Origin of the sequence: Streptomyces gamaensis (assembly GCF_042656465.1) — a bacterium.
GTDB lineage: Bacteria > Actinomycetota > Actinomycetes > Streptomycetales > Streptomycetaceae > Streptomyces > Streptomyces gamaensis.
In genome coordinates this window covers 140631-160277 of record NZ_JBHSPB010000014.1, presented here as the reverse complement: position 1 = coordinate 160277, position 19647 = coordinate 140631, and the positions used below count along the sequence as shown (strand labels likewise).

The 19647-nt window shown below is 74.2% G+C and carries 16 protein-coding genes; 8 read left to right on the top strand and 8 right to left on the bottom strand.

Features of this window, described 5'->3' with window-relative positions:
• Positions 1-486: 486 nt before the first annotated feature.
• Positions 487-2037 carry an acyl-CoA synthetase gene (locus ACFP1Z_RS22700; protein WP_390318825.1) on the top strand — a complete coding sequence of 517 codons (1551 nt, stop codon included), beginning with the start codon at positions 487-489 and terminating at the stop codon, positions 2035-2037.
• 51 nt (positions 2038-2088) lie between these two features.
• On the opposite strand, the gene paaK is transcribed toward ACFP1Z_RS22700, so the two are convergent.
• Both paaK and ACFP1Z_RS22690 read right to left on the bottom strand, forming a co-directional pair.
• A complete protein-coding gene (gene paaK / locus ACFP1Z_RS22695) occupies positions 2089-3429 on the bottom strand; it encodes a phenylacetate--CoA ligase PaaK (RefSeq protein WP_390318823.1) in 1341 nt (446 codons plus the stop codon).
• A 207-nt stretch (positions 3430-3636) separates the two neighbouring features.
• Complete coding sequence (locus ACFP1Z_RS22690) at positions 3637-5286, bottom strand: acyl-CoA synthetase (protein ID WP_390318821.1); 1650 nt, start codon at positions 5284-5286, stop codon at positions 3637-3639.
• Positions 5287-5495: 209 nt separating this feature from the next.
• On the opposite strand from ACFP1Z_RS22690, the gene ACFP1Z_RS22685 reads away from it, so the two are divergent.
• From ACFP1Z_RS22685 to ACFP1Z_RS22665, 5 genes are all read left to right on the top strand, one after another.
• Entirely contained in the window at positions 5496-6344 is an 849-nt protein-coding gene (locus ACFP1Z_RS22685; RefSeq protein WP_390318819.1) for a crotonase/enoyl-CoA hydratase family protein, read from the top strand.
• A 95-nt stretch (positions 6345-6439) separates the two neighbouring features.
• The gene (locus tag ACFP1Z_RS22680; protein WP_390318877.1) at positions 6440-7390 is read left to right on the top strand and encodes a Zn-ribbon domain-containing OB-fold protein; all 951 of its coding nucleotides are present in this window, start codon (positions 6440-6442) and stop codon (positions 7388-7390) included.
• A complete protein-coding gene (locus tag ACFP1Z_RS22675; RefSeq protein ID WP_390318817.1) occupies positions 7387-8457 on the top strand; it encodes a lipid-transfer protein in 1071 nt (356 codons plus the stop codon). Before ACFP1Z_RS22680 ends, ACFP1Z_RS22675 begins: the two co-directional genes overlap by 4 nt.
• Positions 8454-9647 carry a thiolase domain-containing protein gene (locus ACFP1Z_RS22670; protein ID WP_390318815.1) on the top strand — a complete coding sequence of 398 codons (1194 nt, stop codon included), beginning with the start codon at positions 8454-8456 and terminating at the stop codon, positions 9645-9647. Before ACFP1Z_RS22675 ends, ACFP1Z_RS22670 begins: the two co-directional genes overlap by 4 nt.
• A gap of 98 nt (positions 9648-9745) precedes the next feature.
• A complete protein-coding gene (locus ACFP1Z_RS22665; protein WP_390318814.1) occupies positions 9746-9982 on the top strand; it encodes a DUF397 domain-containing protein in 237 nt (78 codons plus the stop codon).
• Positions 9983-9989: 7 nt separating this feature from the next.
• Here the strand turns inward: ACFP1Z_RS22665 and ACFP1Z_RS22660 are convergent, their stop codons facing one another.
• The 3 genes from ACFP1Z_RS22660 to ACFP1Z_RS22650 all read right to left on the bottom strand — a co-directional run bounded on the left by ACFP1Z_RS22660 (position 9990) and on the right by ACFP1Z_RS22650 (position 11898).
• Positions 9990-10991, bottom strand: coding sequence for an isopenicillin N synthase family dioxygenase (locus tag ACFP1Z_RS22660; RefSeq protein WP_390318813.1), 1002 nt, complete (start codon positions 10989-10991; stop codon positions 9990-9992).
• A gap of 198 nt (positions 10992-11189) precedes the next feature.
• Positions 11190-11342, bottom strand: coding sequence for a putative leader peptide (locus ACFP1Z_RS22655; protein WP_390318811.1), 153 nt, complete (start codon positions 11340-11342; stop codon positions 11190-11192).
• A 109-nt stretch (positions 11343-11451) separates the two neighbouring features.
• Entirely contained in the window at positions 11452-11898 is a 447-nt protein-coding gene (locus tag ACFP1Z_RS22650) for a rodlin (protein ID WP_390318810.1), read from the bottom strand.
• 217 nt (positions 11899-12115) lie between these two features.
• On the opposite strand from ACFP1Z_RS22650, the gene ACFP1Z_RS22645 reads away from it, so the two are divergent.
• On the top strand, positions 12116-12613 hold the full coding sequence (locus tag ACFP1Z_RS22645; protein ID WP_390318808.1) for a hypothetical protein: 498 nt from the start codon (positions 12116-12118) through the stop codon (positions 12611-12613).
• A gap of 92 nt (positions 12614-12705) precedes the next feature.
• Here the strand turns inward: ACFP1Z_RS22645 and ACFP1Z_RS22640 are convergent, their stop codons facing one another.
• Together ACFP1Z_RS22640 and ACFP1Z_RS22635 are read right to left on the bottom strand one after the other, a co-directional pair.
• Positions 12706-14745, bottom strand: a complete 2040-nt coding sequence (locus tag ACFP1Z_RS22640; RefSeq protein WP_390318806.1) for an N-acetylmuramoyl-L-alanine amidase — start codon at positions 14743-14745, stop codon at positions 12706-12708.
• Positions 14746-15008: 263 nt separating this feature from the next.
• Positions 15009-16118, bottom strand: a complete 1110-nt coding sequence (locus ACFP1Z_RS22635; protein WP_390318805.1) for an aminoglycoside phosphotransferase family protein — start codon at positions 16116-16118, stop codon at positions 15009-15011.
• 234 nt (positions 16119-16352) lie between these two features.
• On the opposite strand from ACFP1Z_RS22635, the gene ACFP1Z_RS22630 reads away from it, so the two are divergent.
• A complete protein-coding gene (locus ACFP1Z_RS22630; protein WP_390318803.1) occupies positions 16353-17855 on the top strand; it encodes a DNA-binding protein NsdB in 1503 nt (500 codons plus the stop codon).
• Positions 17856-17861: 6 nt separating this feature from the next.
• Here the strand turns inward: ACFP1Z_RS22630 and ACFP1Z_RS22625 are convergent, their stop codons facing one another.
• A complete protein-coding gene (locus ACFP1Z_RS22625; RefSeq protein ID WP_390318802.1) occupies positions 17862-19349 on the bottom strand; it encodes a PP2C family protein-serine/threonine phosphatase in 1488 nt (495 codons plus the stop codon).
• Positions 19350-19647: the final 298 nt, after the last annotated feature.

Here is a 19647-nt window from a genome sequence, read left to right as displayed (position 1 = left end):
GCTGTCCGCCCGTGCTGTTCCTGCCGCGGCCCCTGGCCGGCGCCGTGCGGCTGGTCGCAGGCCGGTGTCCGCGTCGGACGCGGTCGTCCTCGCGGCCCCTCCGGGCGGTCGGCGCGCATGTGCTGTCCGGCTGCGCCGGCTCCGCCGCGGCCCCCGGTCGGCGCCGTGCGGTCGGGAACGGGCCGGTGTCCGCGCCGGTCAGGAGCGTCCCGGCCGTGCCGGGGTGGTGCGTGGCGGGCGGGCTGTCGCGGTCCGTGGCTGTTGCCGCCCCCGGCCGGCGCCGGGCCGCCGGGCACAGGCCGGTCTCCGCGTCGGACGCCGTCGTCCCCGCCGTTTCCCCCGGGCGGTGCGGCCCGGCGCGCTGTCCGGTTCGAGCCGGCCACCCCGTCACCCCGCCGCCCTGCGAGGCGCGTCGCCGCCCCGCCCCGCGTCGCGGGCACCGGCACTGCCGGCGGCCCGCCGGCCCCGACCCCGGAGGCGCACACCATGACCGCAACCCCCAACGGCTTCTGGGCGCAGGCCGCCGCCGATCCCGGCCGCAGCGTGCTCGTCGCACCCGACGGCCGTACCTGGACCGCCGGCCGGCTGCACGCCGCCGCCAACCGGCTCGTGCACGGGCTGCGTGCCGCCGGACTGCGCACCGGTGACGCCTTCGCCGCCGTCCTGCCCAACGGCGTCGAGCTCCTGACCGCCCATCTCGCCGCCACCCAGGCCGGGTTGTACCTCGTCCCCGTCAACCACCACCTCCTCGCCGCCGAGACCGCCTGGATCCTCACCGACTCCGACGCCAAGGTGCTCCTCGCCCACGAACGGTTCGCCGCCGCCGCGAGCGCCGCCGCCGACGAGGCCGCCCTGCCCCCCGAACGCCGCTACGCCGTCGGCGGCATCACCGGATTCCGCCCCTACTCCCTCCTGCTCGACGGCCGGCCGGAGACCCCGCCGGCCGGCCGCACCCTCGGCTGGGCCATGAACTACACCTCCGGCACCACCGGCCGCCCCCGCGGCGTCCGCCGCCCCCTGCCCGGGCGGCCGCCCGAGGAGTGCCATCTCGGCGGATTCCTCGGCATCTTCGGCATCGGACCGTTCGGGAACCACACCCACCTCGTGTGCTCACCGCTCTACCACACCGCCGTCCTGCAGTTCGCCGCCTCCTCCCTGCACATCGGCCACCGGCTGGTGATGATGGACAAGTGGACGCCCGAGGAGATGCTGCGCCTGATCCAGACCCACCGCTGCACCCACACCCACATGGTTCCCACCCAGTTCCAGCGGCTCCTGGCCCTGCCCGAACCCGTCCGCCGCGCCTACGACGTGAGCTCCCTGCGGCACGCGATCCACGGCGCCGCCCCCTGCCCCGAGCACATCAAACGCGCCATGATCGACTGGTGGGGGCCGTGCGTCGAGGAGTACTACGCGGCCAGCGAGGGCGGCGGCACCTTCGTCACCGCCGAGGAATGGCTGGAGCGCCCCGGCACGGTGGGCAGGGCCTGGCCCATCAGTGAGACAGCCATCTTCGACGACGACGGCCGACGGCTCCCGCCGGGCCGACTCGGCACCGTCTACCTGCGGATGACCACCGGAGGCTTCAGCTACCACAAGGACGAGACCAAGACCCGCCGCAACCGCATCGGCGACTTCTTCACCGTCGGAGACCTCGGACTCCTCGACGAGGACGGCTATCTCTATCTGCGCGACCGCAAGATCGACCTGATCATCTCCGGCGGCGTCAACATCTACCCCGCGGAGATCGAGGCCGTGCTGCTGGCCCACCCCGCCGTCGCCGACGCCGCCGTCTTCGGAGTCCCGCACGACGACTGGGGAGAAGAGGTCAAGGCCGTCGTGGAACCGGCCCCCGGTCACGCCCCCGGCCGGACGCTGGCCACCACCCTCCTCGCCCACTGCGCCGAACACCTCGCCGGCTACAAACGCCCCAGAACAGTGGAGTTCACCACCGAGCTGCCCCGCGACCCCAACGGCAAGCTGTACAAACGACGGCTGCGTGAACCGTATTGGCGCGACCGGCCGCGCGTCCTGTGACGGCGGACACGGCCCCGGGCGGCAGCGGGCACCCGCCGGGCTCGGCGCGGCTCACGGCGGGTGTTCCCCGCGCCCGGCGTCCTTCCCGCGCCCGGCGCCTTCCCCGCGCTCGTCGACGACACGTCCGAGCTTGCCCACCGACCGCTCCAGCGAGCCCGGTTCGACGATCTCCACGCCCGCGGTCACGCCCATCTCCTCCTTGACCCGCCGGCCGATCTCCCCGACGGCCGCCGCGCGCTGCCCGGCGGTCGCCTCCGGCCGGGCCTCCGCCCGCACGGTGAGATGGTCCATCCGGCCCTCACGGGTCAGCCGCAGCCGGAAGTGGGGCGAGATGCCCGGCACCGCCAGCACGAGCTCCTCGAACTGCGCCGGGTGGACATTGACGCCCCTGACGATGACCAGGTCGTCGCTGCGGCCCGTGATCCGCTCGATCCGGCGGAAGACACGGTCCGTGCCCGGCAGCAGCCGCGTCAGGTCCCGGGTGCGGTAACGCACCAGCGGCATCGCCTCCTTGGTGAGCGAGGTGAGCACCAGCTCGCCGCGCTCGCCCTCCGGCAGCACCTCGCCGGTGACCGGATCGACGATCTCCGGGTAGAAGTGGTCCTCCCAGATGTGCAGCCCGCCCTTGCTCTCCGCGCACTCCTGCGCCACCCCCGGCCCGATCAGCTCCGACAGCCCGTAGATGTCGACGGCGTCGATGCCGAAGCGCTCCTCGATCTCGCGGCGCATCCCCTCCGACCACGGCTCCGCGCCGAAGACACCGACCTTCAGCGACGTCGAACGGGGGTCGATGCCCTGGCGCTCGAACTCGTCGAGCATCGTGAGCATGTAGGACGGCGTCACCATCACGGCCTCGGGACGCAGATCCACGATCAGCCGGACCTGGCGCGCGGTCATGCCCCCGGAGGCGGGGATCACCGTGCAGCCCAGCCGCTCCGCCCCGTAATGCGCGCCCAGTCCGCCGGTGAACAGCCCGTACCCGTAGGCCACATGGACGCGGTGCCCGGGACGCACGCCCGCCGCGCGCAGCGACCGGGCGACGACCTCCGCCCAGACGTCCAGATCGCGCGCGGTGTAGCCGACGACGGTCGGGGCGCCCGTCGTGCCGCTGGAGGCGTGCACGCGGCGCAGCTCCCGCTCGGGCACGGCCAGCATCCCCCACGGATACTGCGCGCGCAGATCCGCTTTGGTGGTGAACGGGAAGCGGGCGAGGTCGGCGAGCGTCCGGCAGTCCTCGGGCCGCACCCCGGCCGCCGCGAACGCCCGTCTGTAGAACGGCACCCGGTCGTACACCCTGCGCAACACGCCCCGCAGCCGCTCCAGTTGCAGCTCCGCGAGCCCGGGCCCGGACATCCGCTCCGCGGCGTCCGGCACCCCCGCGCATTCCGCCATCACGCTCACCGCCCCCCAGTCACCGACCGATCATTCGGTCGTTTGCGTATGTCCAGGCAACCAGGCGCCGGGACCGGGCGTCAAGGCGCTCGGCGGGGGAGGAGGCGCGTACGAGAGTGGTCTTCGCGCCGTCGAGTTGATGTTCGGTGCACCGAGTCCGTCCACGGCGCGACGCCTCCCTCCCCGCACCCCGCACCGGCCCCCGGATCACGCCCCGGCGTGCCCCGCATGCCCCGCGTCCCGCGCCCCCCGCTCCGCCACGGCGCGCGCCCAGCGGTAGTCCGCCTTGCCGCTGGGGGAGCGCTGGATCCGCTCGGTGAACACCACACTGCGCGGGATCTTGTACCCCGCCAGGTGTGCCCGGCAGTGCGTCTGCAACCCGTCGAGCGTGAGCGGACCCGCGCCCGCCCTCGGCTGCACCACCGCCGCGACCCGCTGTCCCCAGCGCTCGTCCGGAACCCCCGCGACGAGCGCGTCGTAGACATCCGGGTGGGCCTTGAGCACCCCTTCGACCTCCTCGGGATACACCTTCTCGCCACCGGTGTTGATGCACTGAGAGCCCCGCCCCAGCACGGTGACCGCACCGTGCTCGTCCACGGTCGCCATGTCGCCCAGCAGCACCCAGCGTTCCCCGCGCACCCGGAAGAAGGTCTCGGCCGTTCTGCGCGCGTCGTTGTGGTAGCCGAGCGGCACGTGCCCGCGCTGCGCGAGCCGGCCCACCGTGCCGGGCGCCACGGGCGCGCGGGTCACCGGATCCAGTACGGCCGTACGGTCGTTGACGCGCAGCCGGAGCCCTTCCCCGGACCCGCCGGTCGCGGTGCCGGTGAAACCCGACTCGGAGGAGCCGAAGTTGTCCATCAGCGCCACATGCGGCAGCAGCGCCGCGAACTCCTCGCGCACGGCCCGCGAGAGCACCGCCCCCGAACTGCTGACGCTGAGCAGCGACGAGCAGTCGGTGCCCTTCGACGGTCCGGCCAGCGCGTCCACCAGCGGCCGCAGCATCGCGTCCCCGACCAGCGACACGCTCGTCACCCGCTCCCGCGCCACCGTACGCAGCACCGCCTCCGGATCGTAGGTCCGGTGCAGCACCACCTTCTGCCCGAAGCCGAAGGCGATCAGGGCCGTGAGCATGGACGTACCGTGCATCAGCGGCGCGGTGGGGAAGAAGACCAGCCCCTCGCCGCCGGCCGCCACCCGCTCGGCCAGTTCCTCGGGCCGGCGCACCGGTTCACCGGTCGGCGCGCCACCGCCCAGACCCGAGAAGAACAGGTCCTCCTGACGCCACAGCACGGCCTTGGGCATGCCCGTGGTGCCCCCCGTGCAGATCACGATCCGGTCGTCCCCGGAGCGCGGACCGAAGCCGCGTCCCGGGGACCCCCACGCCTCGGCCTCGGTGAAGTCCACGACGGCGGCCGGGAGTCCGGGCGCGCCGGCGGGCGGGACACCGACCCGTACCAGATGCCGCAGGCCGCCGCAGCGCGGCAGCGCGCCGGCCACCCGCGCGGAGAAGGCGGCGTCGAAGACCAGGCCCACGAGAGAGGTGTCCCGGTACAGATACGCCAACTCGTCCTCGACATAGCGGTAGTTGACGTTGACCGGAACGGCCCGGATCTTCAGGCAGGCCCACAGGCTCTGCAGATACTCCACGCCGTTGTACAGGTGCAGCCCCACGTGCTCACCCGGGGCGATCCCGCGCTCCCGCAGATGGTGGGCCAGCCGGTTGGCCGCCGCGTCCAGTCCGGCGTACGTCAGTCGGCGCTCGGCCCCGCCGCCGGGGAGGCCGGTATCGACCAGGGCCTCCCGGTCCGGCACCGTGTCGACGACCGACTCGAAGAGGTCGGCCAGGTTGTACTCCATCGCCATCTCCCTCCCTGTCGCCGCGCCGCCCGGCCCGCGCACCGCCGGGGACGCGCGGGGCCGGAGCGGTCATTAGAGCGCCGGGCGGCACCGGGCGGAAGGGGAGAGGCTCACAGAATCTGACGCGTAGTCAGAAAACTGCCGGACGGCCCTTGAACCGTGCCGCCGCCTCCTGCACCCTGCATAACGACCCGTGGACGGAGGAGCACATGGGCGACAACCCCCAACCGGCGCGCCACCTGAGGACCGAACGCCACGGCGCGACCCTGGTCCTCACCCTCGACCGGCCCGAGGCGCGCAACGCCCTGTCCCTGCCGATGCTGGTCGCCCTCCACGACGCCTGGCTGGAGGCCGACCGCGACGACGCCGTCCGCTCGGTCGTTCTGACCGGGGCCGGCGGCGCCTTCTGCTCCGGCATGGACCTCAAGGTCCTCGCCCGCAGCGGCGCGCAGGGAACGGACGCGGACCGCGGCGCGGACCGCGGCACGGACCGGGCCGACCGCGCCCGGCTCGCGGCCGACCCCGACCTGCCCTGGAAGGCCATGCTGCGCACGCACCGCCCCCGCAAACCCGTCATCGCCGCCGTCGAGGGCCCCTGCGTCGCCGGCGGCACCGAGATCCTGCAGGGCACCGACATCCGCATCGCCGCCGAGAGCGCCACCTTCGGCCTGTTCGAGGTCCGGCGCGGCCTCTTCCCGGTCGGCGGCTCCACCGTCCGGCTGCCCCGCCAGATCCCCCGCACCCACGCCCTCGAAATGCTGCTCACCGGACGCCCGTACACCGCCGCCGAGGCCGCCCGCATCGGACTCGTCGGCCACGTCGTCCCCGACGGCACCGCCCTGCGCCGGGCCCTGGAGACGGCCGCACTCGTCAACGCCAACGGGCCGCTGGCCGTCGAGGCCGTCAAGGCCTGCGTCCACGACGCCGAGCGCCTGAGCGAGGCCGACGGCCTCGCCCTCGAACTCGAACGCGGCCTGCCCGTCCTCGCCACCGCCGACGCCCGCGAGGGCACCCGCGCCTTCGCAGAGAAGCGCCCCGCCGTCTTCCGGCGCGCCTGACCGGCGCCCCGCCACGCAGCCCCGCCACGAGCCCCGGACGAGCACCGGAGGAGACCGCCGTGCCGGACGAGAGCACCGCCCCGCTCACCGCCCCCATGACCGTGGAGTTCCCCTTCACCCGCTCCCTCGGCCCCGTGCTGAGCGCCTTCCTGACGGGCCTGCGCGAACGCACCGTCCTCGGCGTGCGCGCCGCCGACGGCCGCGTCCTCGTACCGCCCGCCGAGTACGACCCGGTCACCTCCGAAGAACTGCGCGACCTCGTCGCGACCGGCCCCGCCGGTACCGTCACCACCTGGGCCTGGAACCCCGCACCACGCCCCCGCCAGCCCCTGTCCACCCCCTTCGCCTGGGTCCTCGTCCGCCTCGACGGAGCCGACACCGCCCTGCTCCACGCCCTCGACGCCCCCGGCCCCGACGCCGTCCGCACCGGCATGCGCGTACGGATCCGCTGGGCCGCGGCACGCACCGGCGCCATCACCGACATCGCCTGCTTCGAACCCTGCGCACAGGACCCCGCACAGGACCCCGGACCGGACTCCCACCACGGGCAACCCCGGCCGCACCACGGCCGGTTCACCGACCCCGTCACCACCATCACCACCCCCGCCCGCCTCGACTACACCTGCACCCCCGGCCGGGCCCAGACCCGCTACCTGCGCGCCCTCGCCGAGCACCGCATCCTCGGCGAGCGCTGCCCCCGCTGCCGCACGGTGTGCGTCCCGCCCCGAGGCGCCTGCCCCACCTGCGGCACCGCCACGGACGAACAGGTCGAGGTCGGCCCCCGCGGCACCGTCACCACCTTCTGCGTCGTCCGCATCAAGGCCAAGGACCTCCCCGTCGAGGTGCCCTACGTCTACGCGCACATCGCCCTCGACGGCGCCGACCTCGCCCTGCACGGACGCGTCGCCGGCATCCCCTGCGAGCAGGTGCGCATGGGACTGCGCGTCGAGGCCGTATGGACGGGCGCGAGCCCGTACCCCGACCACTACCGGCCCACCGGCGAACCCGACGCCTGTCCCGACTCCCGCACGGCGGTGCCGCGATGACTCCTCCCGGTAGAGCCCCGGCCCGCGACGTCGCCGTCGTCGCCTTCGCGCAGAGCGACCACCGCCGCGGCACCCCCGAGGTCTCCGAGACGGAACTCCTGCTGCCCGTCCTGCGCGAAGCACTCGACCAGGCCGGACTCCGGCCCGGAGAAGCCGACTTCACCTGCTCCGGCTCCAGCGACTACCTCGCCGGCCGCCCCTTCTCCTTCACCCTCGCCCTCGACGGCGTCGGCGCCTGGCCGCCGATCGCCGAGTCCCACGTCGAGGCGGACGGCGCCTGGGCGCTGTACGAGGCCTGGGTGAAGATCCTCACCGGCGCCGCCGACACCGCCCTCGTCTACGCCTGGGGCAAGTCCTCGCCCGGCGACCCCCGCGAGGTCCTCACCCGGCAGCTCGACCCCTACGTCCTGGCCCCCCTGTGGCCCGACCCCGTCGCCCTCGCCGCCCTCCAGGCCCGCGCCCTCATCGACGCGGGCGAGACCGACCCCGGCGCGCTGGCCGCGATCGCCGACCGCAACCGCACCGCGGCCCTGGGCAATCCGCACGCCCAACTGCGCGGCCCCGTCCCCATGGGCGCACCCCTCGTCCATCCCCTGCGCACCGGCGACTGCCCGCCCGTCGGCGACGGCGCCGCCGCCGTCGTCCTCGCCGCCGGGGACACCGCCCGCCGCACCCGCGGCAGACCCGCCTGGATCCGCGGCATCGACCACCGCGTCGAACCGCACTCCCTCGGCGTGCGCGACCTCACCCGCTCGCCCTCCACCGCCCTGGCCGCCGAGCGCGCGGGCGCCTTCGACGCCCCCTGCGACACGGCCGAACTCCACGCCCCCTTCACCGCGCAGGAAGTCGTCCTGCGCAAGGAACTGCGCCTGGGCGACGACGTGGCCGTCAACCCCTCCGGCGGCGCCCTCGCCGCCCACCCGCTCATGGCCGCCGGACTCATCCGCATCGGAGAGGCGGCCGCCCGCATCCACCGCGGCGAGTCCCGCCGCGCCCTGGCCCACGCGACCTCCGGGCCCTGCCTCCAGCACAACCTCGTCGCCGTCCTGGAGGGGGAGGAGCGATGACACCCCCCGTACCGGCAGCCGGCACGCACCGCGAACCCGTCGCCGTCGTCGGCATCGGCCAGACCAAACACGCCGCCGCCCGCCGCGACGTCTCCCTCGCCGGACTCGTCCGCGAGGCCGCCCGACGCGCCCTGGACGACGCGCAGTCGACCTGGTCCGACCTCGACGCCGTCGTCCTCGGCAAGGCACCCGACTTCTTCGAGGGCGTCATGATGCCCGAACTCGCCCTCGCCGACGCCCTCGGAGCCGTCGGCAAACCCCTGCTGCGCGTGCACACCGCCGGCTCCGTCGGCGGTTCCACCGCCCTCGTCGCCGCCGATCTCGTCGCCGCCCGGCTCCACCGCACCGTCCTTGCCCTGGCGTTCGAGAAACAGTCGGAGTCGAACGCCATGTGGGGCCTCTCCCTGCCCGTCCCCTTCCAGCCGCCCCTCCTCGCCGGCGCCGGCGGCTTCTTCGCCCCGCACGTACGGGCGTACATCCACCGCAGCAAGGCCCCCGACGACATCGGCGCCCTCGTCGCCTGCAAGGACCGCCGCAACGCCCTGAAGAACCCCTGGGCGCACCTGCACGAACACGGCCTCACCCTGGAGAAGGTGCTCGCCTCGCCCATGCTGTGGGACCCGATCCGCTACGCCGAGACCTGCCCCTCCTCCGACGGGGCCTGCGCGCTCGTCCTGACCGACCGCGCCGGAGCCGCCCGCGCCCCGCACCCGCCCGCCTGGCTGCACGGCGGCGCCATGCGCAGCGAACCCACCCTCTTCCCCGGCAAGGACTTCACCGACCCGCGCGCGGGCCGCGACTGCGCCGCCGACGTCTACCGCCAGGCGGGCGTCACCGACCCGCGCCGCGAGATCGACACGGTCGAGATGTACGTCCCCTTCAGCTGGTACGAGCCGATGTGGCTGGAGAACCTCGGCTTCGCCCCCCGGGACGAGGGCTGGCGGCTCACGGCCTCCGGCGCCACCGCCCTGGACGGCGACCTGCCCGTCAACCCCTCGGGCGGGGTGCTGTCCACCAACCCCATCGGCGCCTCCGGCCTCCTGCGCTTCGCCGAAGCCGCGCTCCAGGTACGCGGACAGGCCGGCGCGCACCAGGTCGACGGCGCCCGCAGGGCACTCGGCCACGCCTACGGCGGCGCCGCGCAGTTCTTCGCGATGTGGCTGATGGGCAGTCAACCCCCCGATTCCTGACGGACGGTGGCGGGCCACCGCTGTGCGGCGGCCTGTCCGGCGGCACACGCTCTCGCTAGGGTGGTGCCCCCAGCCGGCGCGCGTAAGGAGAGGCGAACGTGGCGGAGAGCACGACGGAACGACCGGTCGGCGGCACCGACCCCGAGCTCGACCTCGCCAAGGCCGCCTGGCTGTCGAGCAGTCAGGGCAGGGGCGAGGTCCAGATCGCCTTCGTCGAGGGCTTCATCGCCATGCGCAACGGGCGCCACCCGGAAGGACCGTCACTGACCTTCGACCCCGAGGAGTGGCGCGCCTTCCTCCGCGGCGCCCGCGACGGCGAGTTCGACCTCACGTAGCCGGCGCTCAGGCGGCGAGCAGCCGCGCGTGATGGCGGCGCGCCACTTCCGGGTGCGCCCGCAGCCAGCCCTTGATCTCGTTGCGGCCGTACTCGGCGAACAGCGGATTGGCCGCGTCCCGGGTGATGCCCGGGGCGCGGTCCGCGTGCGCGAAGGGCACGGGGCCGATCCGCGCGTCCAGCCGCGGGTTGTAGAAGAACGGCACGGAGTAGCGCTCCCGGGCACCGGGCGGGCTCACCACCCGGTGGTTGGTCGCCTTGAGATAGCCGTTCGTGGCCACCTCCAGCAGCTCGCCCAGATTGACCACGAACGCGCCCGGCAGCGGCGGCACGTCCACGAACGACCCGTCGGCGCCCTGCACTTGGAGCCCGCCGACCTCGTCCTGCAGCAGCAGCGTCAGGAAGCCGTAGTCCTTGTGCGCCCCCACGCCCTGGCCCGCGCCGTCGGGCGCGCTGCCCGGGTAGCGCACCAGCTTGAGGTGCAGATGCGGCCGGTCCGCGAAGGCCCCGTCGTAGAAACCGGGCGGGGCGCCGATCGCCGCCAGCAGCTCGCGCAGCACCTGTCCGGCCACCGCGCTGAGCCGCTCCACCCAGCGCAGGGCCACGGCCCGCAGCTCCGGCAGCGCGGCCGGCCACTGGTTGGGGCCCTCCAGCCACCAGTAGTCCGGCTCGCCGGGGCCGGGCACGCGCGCAGCGCGCTCGGCGCCGATGTCGAGCTGGTCCCGCCAGTCCCGGCTGCCGCCGGTCCGCTCGTCGCCGATGCGTGTGTAGCCCCTGAAATGCGGCGAGTTGAGATTGCTGACGGACAGCCGCTCCGCCTCCGGCAGAGCGAAGAACGCGCGCAGCACGCGCATCAGGCCGGCCGTCTCCCCGGCGGTGATGCCGTGCCCGGTCAGCTGGAAGAAGCCCACGTCGCGCGCGGCCGAGTGCAGCGCCTCGTGGAAGCGGCGGCGCTCGTCGGGGCCGGCGGAAGCGGCGGAGAGATCGACGACGGGAAGCTGGTGGTGCATAAGAGGTCCACGGTGTGTGAAAGGCCGGTTCCGTACGGTGGCGTGCCGCAGGTCCGTACGGCCGCTACTGGGGCGCACGGCAGCGCAACAGGGCCCGGCGGAACCGGAGATGAGCAGGAATACCGCGCGTGAGTGCGCGGGCAGAAGAGGAAAGAACCGGATCAGGGCCCGCAGGGGCGGGCGGTCCGGGGGAGAAGGTCAGCCGTGACGGCGACAGGACATGCTCGTGACGCGGAGGAGGTCCACGTGGCGGCGTTTGACGAGCATGGTCACCCGGTCATCGTATACGACCGGGCGTGGAACCGGCCCGGGAGCGGCAGCGCGCGGCCCGGGCCGGGGAGAGGAAAGCATGCGGACGGCGTTCGGCAGCCGTCCGGGAACAGGGAAATCCCCCTGCCCCGGGGCCCGTGCACCCGAGGCAGGGGGACGATCAGCCGACTCCGGCCGACGGAGGATTCCGTCAGTGCTCGAAATGCTCGGAGTGCTCGAAGTGGTCGTGGTGACCGTGGCCGAGGTCCTTGTTGCGGGAACCGTTCTCCGACACCACCGGGATGTCGTCGATGAGGTGCGAGAGCGGGTCGTCGCCGTCCGCGATCGTGGAGTTGTCCGTGCACTCCTGCTGCTGCTGCGAGGTGAGGATCGGGATGTCCTGCAGACCGACGTTGATCAGCGCCAGGACGGACTGGAGACCGACCTTGCCGATACCGACGCACAGCTTGTTCAGGCTGCCCTGGACCGCGGTCATCTGCGGGCTCTCGTGCCCACCCGTGATGGTGTCGCCGTAAGCGGTCTTCGCGCCATTGGCATTGGCGACATCGGTGTCGTTGCCGACCGCCAGCGCGGGGGCGGCGAGAGTGCCGACCGTGGATGCCGTCAACGCGGCTGTGGCGAGAACCTTCTTGAGCACGTCTGAGCCTTTCGATCGATGGGCGCCTCTCGTGAGGAGACGACCTGAGTAACTCGGGCCCATGAAAGAAGTTTCGGACATTCACTCATTTGCCAGGGCGCTCCGGACGGGGTCCGCGGGCGGCGGCGCACGGGCCCGCGCCGTACGGTCCGTACCCGGCCCCACCCGGTGCCCGCCCCCGGGCCATGGGGCCGCCCGGGCCACGTACGATGAGGGCATGTCGTTCCTCCGCCGCCGCAGCGCCACACCCACCGGGCCGGACTTCGATGTCCTCGCCATGGACCCGGGGGACTGGCCGGGAGACCTCGGGGCCGGTCTGCTGCCCGCGCCCGACGGCAGCTGCCAGGGCGTCTTCTTGCGCTACGACCTCTTCGGCGGGCGCGGCCCCGCGATGATCATCGGCAATCTGCCCGAGGGCTCCCAGGCCCGCGAGCTCGCCGAGGGCCAGGTCCCCTTCGAGGTGGCCCAGCTGCTCGCCGCTCTCGGCAACGAGGAACCCGTCACGGTCGTGGGCACCGAGGACATGCCGGTCATGCACGAGGACAACCTGCTCGTCGTGCGCCGCATCAAGTGCTCCGAAAGCCGCATCTCCTGCACCCAGTTCGACCGCAGCGACGGCGTGCTCGTCACCATCGCCAGCTGGGACCGGCCCATCACCGACGAGCTCTACCAGCTCCTCAAGCCGCTCCCGGCCGAGATGTTCCAGCAGGTCTGACCGCACGCACGACACCCGCCACGCACGGAACCGGCACGGCGAGGGCCCGGTACGCGGCGCCGTACCGGGCCCTCGCCGTCCGCACTCCGCGGCTACCGGCCCGGGGGCAGCACCTCCACGTCCGCCGCCCTGACGAACGCGACCCGGTGCCCGAACTGGATCTCGTAGTAGACGTCCTTGCCGCGCACCAGCCGGTGCCCCGCCGGATCGAAGGTCTTCGCCCACAGATACTCGCCCACCACGCGCTGCCCGAGCGCGTACCGCTGGCCCGCCGGGAGCCGGTACGGCAGCGGCGTCACCTCCTGCACCGGGACACCCGCCGGATACGCCGCCTTCTCCGGGTAGGCGCGGCCGTACACCGGCACCTGCCGCTGCCCCGGCCGGGGAGTGACGACCGAGCCGCGCGCGGGCACCGAGGCGGGGCGCTCCCACGGATCCGCGAACCACGCCTTCTGCCCCAGGTACCAGATCGCGGTCCAGCCGTTCTCCCGCCCCGCCACGGCGAACTGCTGGCCCGTGGAGGCCCTGGCCCCCGTGTCGTTGACGTCCGTCGTCGACTCGCCGCCGTCGGGGCGCAGCCCGATGTCCTTCACCAGCGGATACCGCTCGCCCGGACCCGTGCGCAGCCGCACCGCGCCCGAACCGTGCCCGTCGCAGGGCGCGCCCGGCTCCTTGCAGCCGGTGTACGGCGGCCGGTTCTCGTCGTAGTCCGGCAGCACCGTCACCAGGCCGCCGAAGGCACGGGAGGCCGACTGGAAGGGCCGGTCCAGCAGCTCGAAGTAGTGCGCCCAGTCCCAGTACGGGCCCGGGTCGGTGTGCATCCCCGGGATCGTCGACGGCAGGGTGCCGGGCACATTGTCGTGGCCCAGGATGTGCTGCCGGTCCAGCGGGACGTCCAGCTTCTGCGCGAGATACCGCACCAGCCGCGCCGACGTGCGGTACATCTCCTCCGTGTACCAGGCGTCGGGCTCCGCGAGGAAGCCCTCGTGCTCGATGCCCACCGAGGCGGAGTTCACATACCAGTTGCCCGCGTGCCAGGCGACGTCCTTGGTGGGCACGTGCTGGGCGATGTGCCCGTCGGCCGAGCGCACCGTGTAGTTCCACGACACATACCGGGGGTCCTGGATCAGCCGGACCGTCGTCTCCCACGAGCCCTCGGTGTCGTGCACGACGATGAAGCGGACCTTCTGCGAGCGCGGCCGGTCCGCGACGTCGTGGTTGCCGTAGTCCGTGCCCTCCAGCTTCCGGTACGGCGCCGGGATCGACTCGCACGCCACCGACGCGGGGCACTCGACCCCGGCGGCCGAGGGCGCGCGCAGCCCGAGCCGCCGCACCTGCTCCGGGCGCGCGGCCAGACGCGGGCTCGCGGGCAGGACGACGCGCTGGCCCGCGTCCGTGGTGCGCCGCTGCCCGGAGCGGATCACCTCGAAGACGTCCCGCGCGAAGGTCCGTGCCGTCGCCGCGTCCGACGCCCCGGGATAGCCGGCCACCGCGCCGTACCAGTCGGCGGGATCGGCGCTCGGCGGCAGGCCCAGCCGCCGCTGCGCGTCCGCCAGCAGCGCGGCCCCGCCCCGGACATTCGCCGCGGGGTCCTGGCGCAGGGCCCGCGCCGGGATCCCGGTCAGCCGCGCGGCCCGCTCCAGGGTGCGCAGCCGCTCCGGGACGGGGGAGGGCAGCGCCGGGCGCGCGGAGCGCCAGGGCGTGCCCCCTGCGCCGGCCAGGCCCGGGGAGAGCGGGGCCACGGGGGAGAACAGCGGACGCGCGCCGTCGCCGCGGGGATCCTCGCGGCCGTCGCCGTGGTGCGGGGCGGCGGCCAGGGCGGCGGCCGCGTCCGTCAGATGCATCGGGCCGTACCCGCCGACGACGCTCGGGGCGCCGCCGTGGGCGTCCCAGCGCGACTGCAGATACGCCACCCCCAGCAGCACACTCCGCGGCACGCGGTACTCCTCGGCGGCGCGGGCGAACGCCTGCTGCAGGGACTCGGGCCGCTGCTGCCCGGCGCCTGCCGCGCCCGCCGGCGGCAGGGGGACCAACAGGGCGGCCGACACCACCGCGCCGACCGCCCCGAGTCTGCGGCCGCGCGCGCGGCCGGGCCGTACGGCATCGGGCGGTGGGGGAGCGGATCCTCGCAAGGCAGCCTCCTCGGGGCCGTGCCGCGCGCCGCACGGTGTCTGTCGGGCGCGCGTGCGGGACCAAGACGTATCAGAGGTAGCCCCCGGCCGAGGATCCGTCAATCACGCGGAAACGGCGGGCGATCGACGCGGCCGGCGCCCGTGCCGGGGCTTTTCCCGTCACGGACGTCCACCTCGCGCCACGGCCGGTCGACCGTACCGGTGAACGGAGACACGCCGCGCCGGGAGGGCGCGGCGTGTCGGGGGCGGAGCCTGGGAGCCGGTCAGCGGGTGCCGACCGCAGCGCGGACCGCGCGCCTGGCGAGCGCGCAGTCGTCGTGCAGCCGGCGCAGCAGCAGTCGTTGCTCCTCGCCGGAATCGGCTCCGCCGGGCGCCGCCGGCGCGGGCTCGTGCAGGGCGCGCTGCACGGCCGTCTCGTACGTGCGGATCTCCCGGGTCAGGACGAGCATCAGGTTCACCAGGAACGCGTCCCGGTGGATCGGACCCGCCGCCTGCGCGTGCTGGCTGATCTGACGGCGTGCCACCGGGGCGTCGCCGAGCATGGTCCACAGCGTCGCCAGGTCGTACCCCGGCAGATACCAGCCCGCCTGGTCCCAGTCGACCAGCACCGGGCCGGCCGGGGACAGCAACAGGTTCGACAACTGGGCGTCGCCGTGGCAGAACTGCCCCTGGACATGGGCCAGTCCGCGCAGCAGCTTCTGCAGGTCCCCCAGGTCGCGGTCGGTCAGCAGCCCCAACTCGTGGAAGCGGGCGATGCGCTGGCCGTAGTCGAGCGGCATGTCGAACAGGCCGGCCGGGGGGCGCCACAGGTTGACCCGGCAGATCGCCCCCAGTGCCGCCCGGACGTCCGCGCGCGGCGGGGTCTCCGTGGGATGCCGCTGAGCGGCCGCCGGGCGGCCCGGCATCCGCTCGATCACCAGGGCGCAGTTCTCGGGGTCCGCAGCGATCAGCCGGGGCACCCGCACCGGTGGGCGGTGCCGGACGAACGCCCGGTATGTGGCTATTTCCTGGTGGAACCGCTCGGCCCAGGACGGCGAGTGGTCCAGTAAGCACTTGGCCACCGCCGTGGTCCGCCCGGTGGAGCCCACCAGCAGGACGGAACGCCCGCTGCCGCGCAGCAGCTGCACCGGGTTGAACTCCGGGCAGATGCGGTGCACTGCCGCGATCACCGCGCGCAGCTGCGCGCCCTGCGGGCCGGACAGGTCGATTCTCCCGCTGACCTGCCCGCCGCCCGGCCCCGGGGACCGCCGGGCCCGCCCGCCCCCGAAGGCAGCCCCCACGGCGTGGGAGGGGTCGAGATACGGCCCGCCGCCGGCGTGCTGCGGACGGAGCGGCCGGGGGGGCGCGGACACGGAGGACGAGGCTGCATACATGTGCGGAACAGATCCCTTCGTGTGCCGGCGAGTTGCGGCGCTCCCCGGTCCCCGGGCCCTGGGCACCCTGGGGAATGCGGTCCGGCTCCGGGTGGCCGGGGTGGCGCGTTCCTACCCGACACCCGGCCGTGGGTGGCACACCATCTGGCGCACCCTGGCGAACCCTGGCGAATACTCGCCCGGCCCATGACGCTGCCGTTACCGTCAAGTCAGCCGAGAACCTGGGGGCTTGACGTGACGAGGGAACCCAACACCCGCCTGGCGGACCTGTTCGCACTGGCCGGATGGTCCAAGGGCGAGCTCGCGAGGCTGGTCAACCGGCAGGCGGCCGTCATGGGCCACCCGCAGCTGGCGACCGACACCTCGCGGGTGCGGCGTTGGATCGACATGGGGGAGTCGCCCCGGGATCCCGTGCCCAAGGTGCTGGCAGCCCTCTTCACCGAGCGACTCGGCCGTGTCGTGACCATCGAGGACCTCGGGTTCGGCCGACGGGGGCGCGCGGGCAGGGGCCAGTCCACGGACGTCCTGCCCTGGCCACCCGAGCGGACCGCCGCGGTCCTCACCGAATTCACGGGAATGGACCTCATGCTCAACCGACGCGGCTTGGTGGGCGCGGGCGCCGCGCTCACCGCAGGCTCAGCACTCAGCAGCGCGATGCACGACTGGCTGCACAACGACGCGGCTCTCGCGAAGGACGCCCCGCGCTTCCACGACCCCCTGGGTCAGCGGACCGCGCACGCCGACGCGGCCTACGACCGCTACGACGCGGCACCCGTCGGCTCCACCGAGATCGACGCCCTGGAGCACTCGGTCGACGTCTTCCGCCGCTGGGACGCCGCCCGGGGCGGCGGACTGCAGCGCAAGGCGGTCGTCGGCCAGCTCAACGAGGTGGGCGGCATGCTCTCCTACCGCCACCCCGAGCACCTCCAGCGCCGGCTGTGGGGGGTCGCCGCGAACCTCGCGGTGCTCGCCGGGTGGATGTCCCACGACGTGGGCCTCGAACCCACCGCGCAGAAGTACTTCGTCATCGCCGCCCACGCCGCCCGCGAGGGCGGTGACCGGCCCCGCGCGGGCGAGGCGCTGTCCCGGGCCGCCCGGCAGATGGTCCACCTCGGCCGCCCGGACGACGCGCTCGACCTGATGAAGCTCGCCCAGTCCGGCTCCGGCAGCGAGACCCTGCCGCGCACCCGCGCCATGCTCTGCACCATCGAGGCGTGGGCGCAGGCGTCGATGGGCCGGGGACAGGCCATGCGGCGGACCCTGGGGGAGGCCGAGGAGCTGTTCGTCTCGGACAAGGGCGATGTGCCGCCGCCGAGTTGGATGCAGATGTTCGACGAGGCGGACCTGCACGGCATGCAGGCGCTCGCCTACCGCACGCTCGCCGAGCACGACCCCTCGGCCGCGCCCATCGCCCAGCAGCACGCCAAGGAGGCCCTCGTCCTGCGGACCTCGGGCCACCAGCGTTCGGTGATCTTCGACTACATCTCGATGGCCTCCGCCTGCTTCCTGGGCAACGACCCGGAGCAGGCGGACACTTACGCGCGGCTGGCCCTGGTGACGATCGGGGAGACCTCCTCGCACCGCACCTGGGACCGGCTGCGCGAGATGTACCGCCTCACCGGGAAGTACGCGGGCTCGCCCGTCGTCGACGAACTGCGCCAGGAGCTCAAGCTGGTGCTGCCCCAGGGCCCCAGGCCGGGCAGGCCGGCGGGGGAGGAGCGGGGGACGGCCGTGTGAGGCGCGTCAGGAACGCACGCGGGCGATCAGCACGCACGCGTCGTCCTCGCGCTCCGTCCCGCCGAACTCCTCCAGTACGGCCCGCAGGCACTCCTGCGCGTCCCGCGCCGCCGTGAACCGGGGCGCGAGATCCAGCAGCAGGTCCGTGACCGACGAGGTGACGGGCGAGGCGCCGTGCGGGGCGAGACCCTCGGTGTGCAGCAGCAGCACGTCGCCGGGCTCCAGGGGCTCCTCGGCCTGCGCGTACGCGGCGTCGGGGACCGCGCCCAGCAGCACACCCTCCGGGGGGCGCAGCGAACGCCCCCGGCCGCCGCGGAACAGCAGCGGGGCGGGGTGGCCCGCCTGGGACCAGCTCAGGGTGCGGGCCGCCGGGTCGTAGCGGCCGTAGAGGGCGCTGCCCAGCGCGGGCTGCGCGGAGGCGTCCAGGAGGTGGTTGAGCCAGCCCATCAGGGGGCCCGGCTCGGCACCGGTGACGGCCATGCCGCGCAACGCGCCGAGCAGCATGGCCATGGTGGAGGTGGCGGCCGCCCCGTGCCCGGTCAGACCTCCGACACTGAGCACGGTCCGCCCGTCCGGCAACTGCATCGCGTCGAACCAGTCACCGCCGACGAGCGCGCTGGAGGAGGACGGCAGATAGCGCGCGGCGAGGTCGAGGGTGCCCGGCGAGCCGTCGGCCTCCGGGGCGCGCGCGCCCGGCGGGAAACGCAGGGCGCCGCGCCACGGCGGCAGCACGGCCTCCTGCACCTCGACCGCGAGCCGGTGCTCGGTGCGCGCGAGGTGCCTCCGGCGCTGCAGCGAGTCACGGCTCTCGCGCACCGCCTGGCGGCACCGGCGCAGCTCGCTGACATCCCGCAGGACGGCCCACAGGGAGGCCGTGGTGCCGTCGGCGTCGAGGACCGGCTCGCCCATCATGTGCACGGTGCGCACACCGCCGTCGGCGCGGACGATACGGAACTCCCCGTCGATCGCCTTGCCCTCCACCAGGGCGTCGGTGACCATCGCGGTCAGCAGCCCCCGGTCCTCCTCCAGGAGCCAGGAGGGCAGCTCGTCGAGGGTGACGGCGCCCTCCTCGGGGGCGCGGCCGAAGAGCGTGAAGAGCTCCTCGGACCAGGTGACCCCGTCGGTGAGGAGGTTCCACTCGGCGCTGCCGGCCCGCCCGGCCCGCGCCGCCGGCTCCTCCCGGTCCCGGCGGAGCGCGGCCTGCTCGGCGGCCCCCGGGGCGGCCTCCGCCGGAAGACCCTCGGTCTCCGGCAGCCCCTCGCGCAGCTGGCCCAGTTGCGCGCCCACGGTCTCCAGGTGGTGCGCGGCCAGCTCGCACAGGGCGCGCTGCCAGCGCAACTGCGGATCCTCCGGCCCCTCCGGGGCCGTGGCGCTGCCCCGGCGCACGGCGTCGAGGCCGCCGCGCAGCCGACGCGCCTGCGAGATCAGCGCGTCGACCGCGCCGCGCTCGGACGGCCGGTCGGCGGAACGGTCCGCGTGGCAGGGGGACGGCATGGTGATCGCTCTCCGTTACGGCGCGGCTCGGCGGAATCCCGGGAACCGGGGGTGAAGCCGGTAACGACTGTGGCACAGGGAGCGAGGGCTCGTAAGTGGTTTGGCAACACCCGATCCGGTGGTGTCGACGGCATATGCGAGGGGCAGGACGGCATACAACGGACGCCGGAGGCGGACAACCCGCGGCCGAAGACGGGCAAAACGGACGCGGCTCGGCGGAATCCGCAGCTCCGGGTAGGCTGCGGGCGCTCGGGAGACCCCGAGTCCCCCCTGCTCATCAGGCATAGCGCCGCCCGGC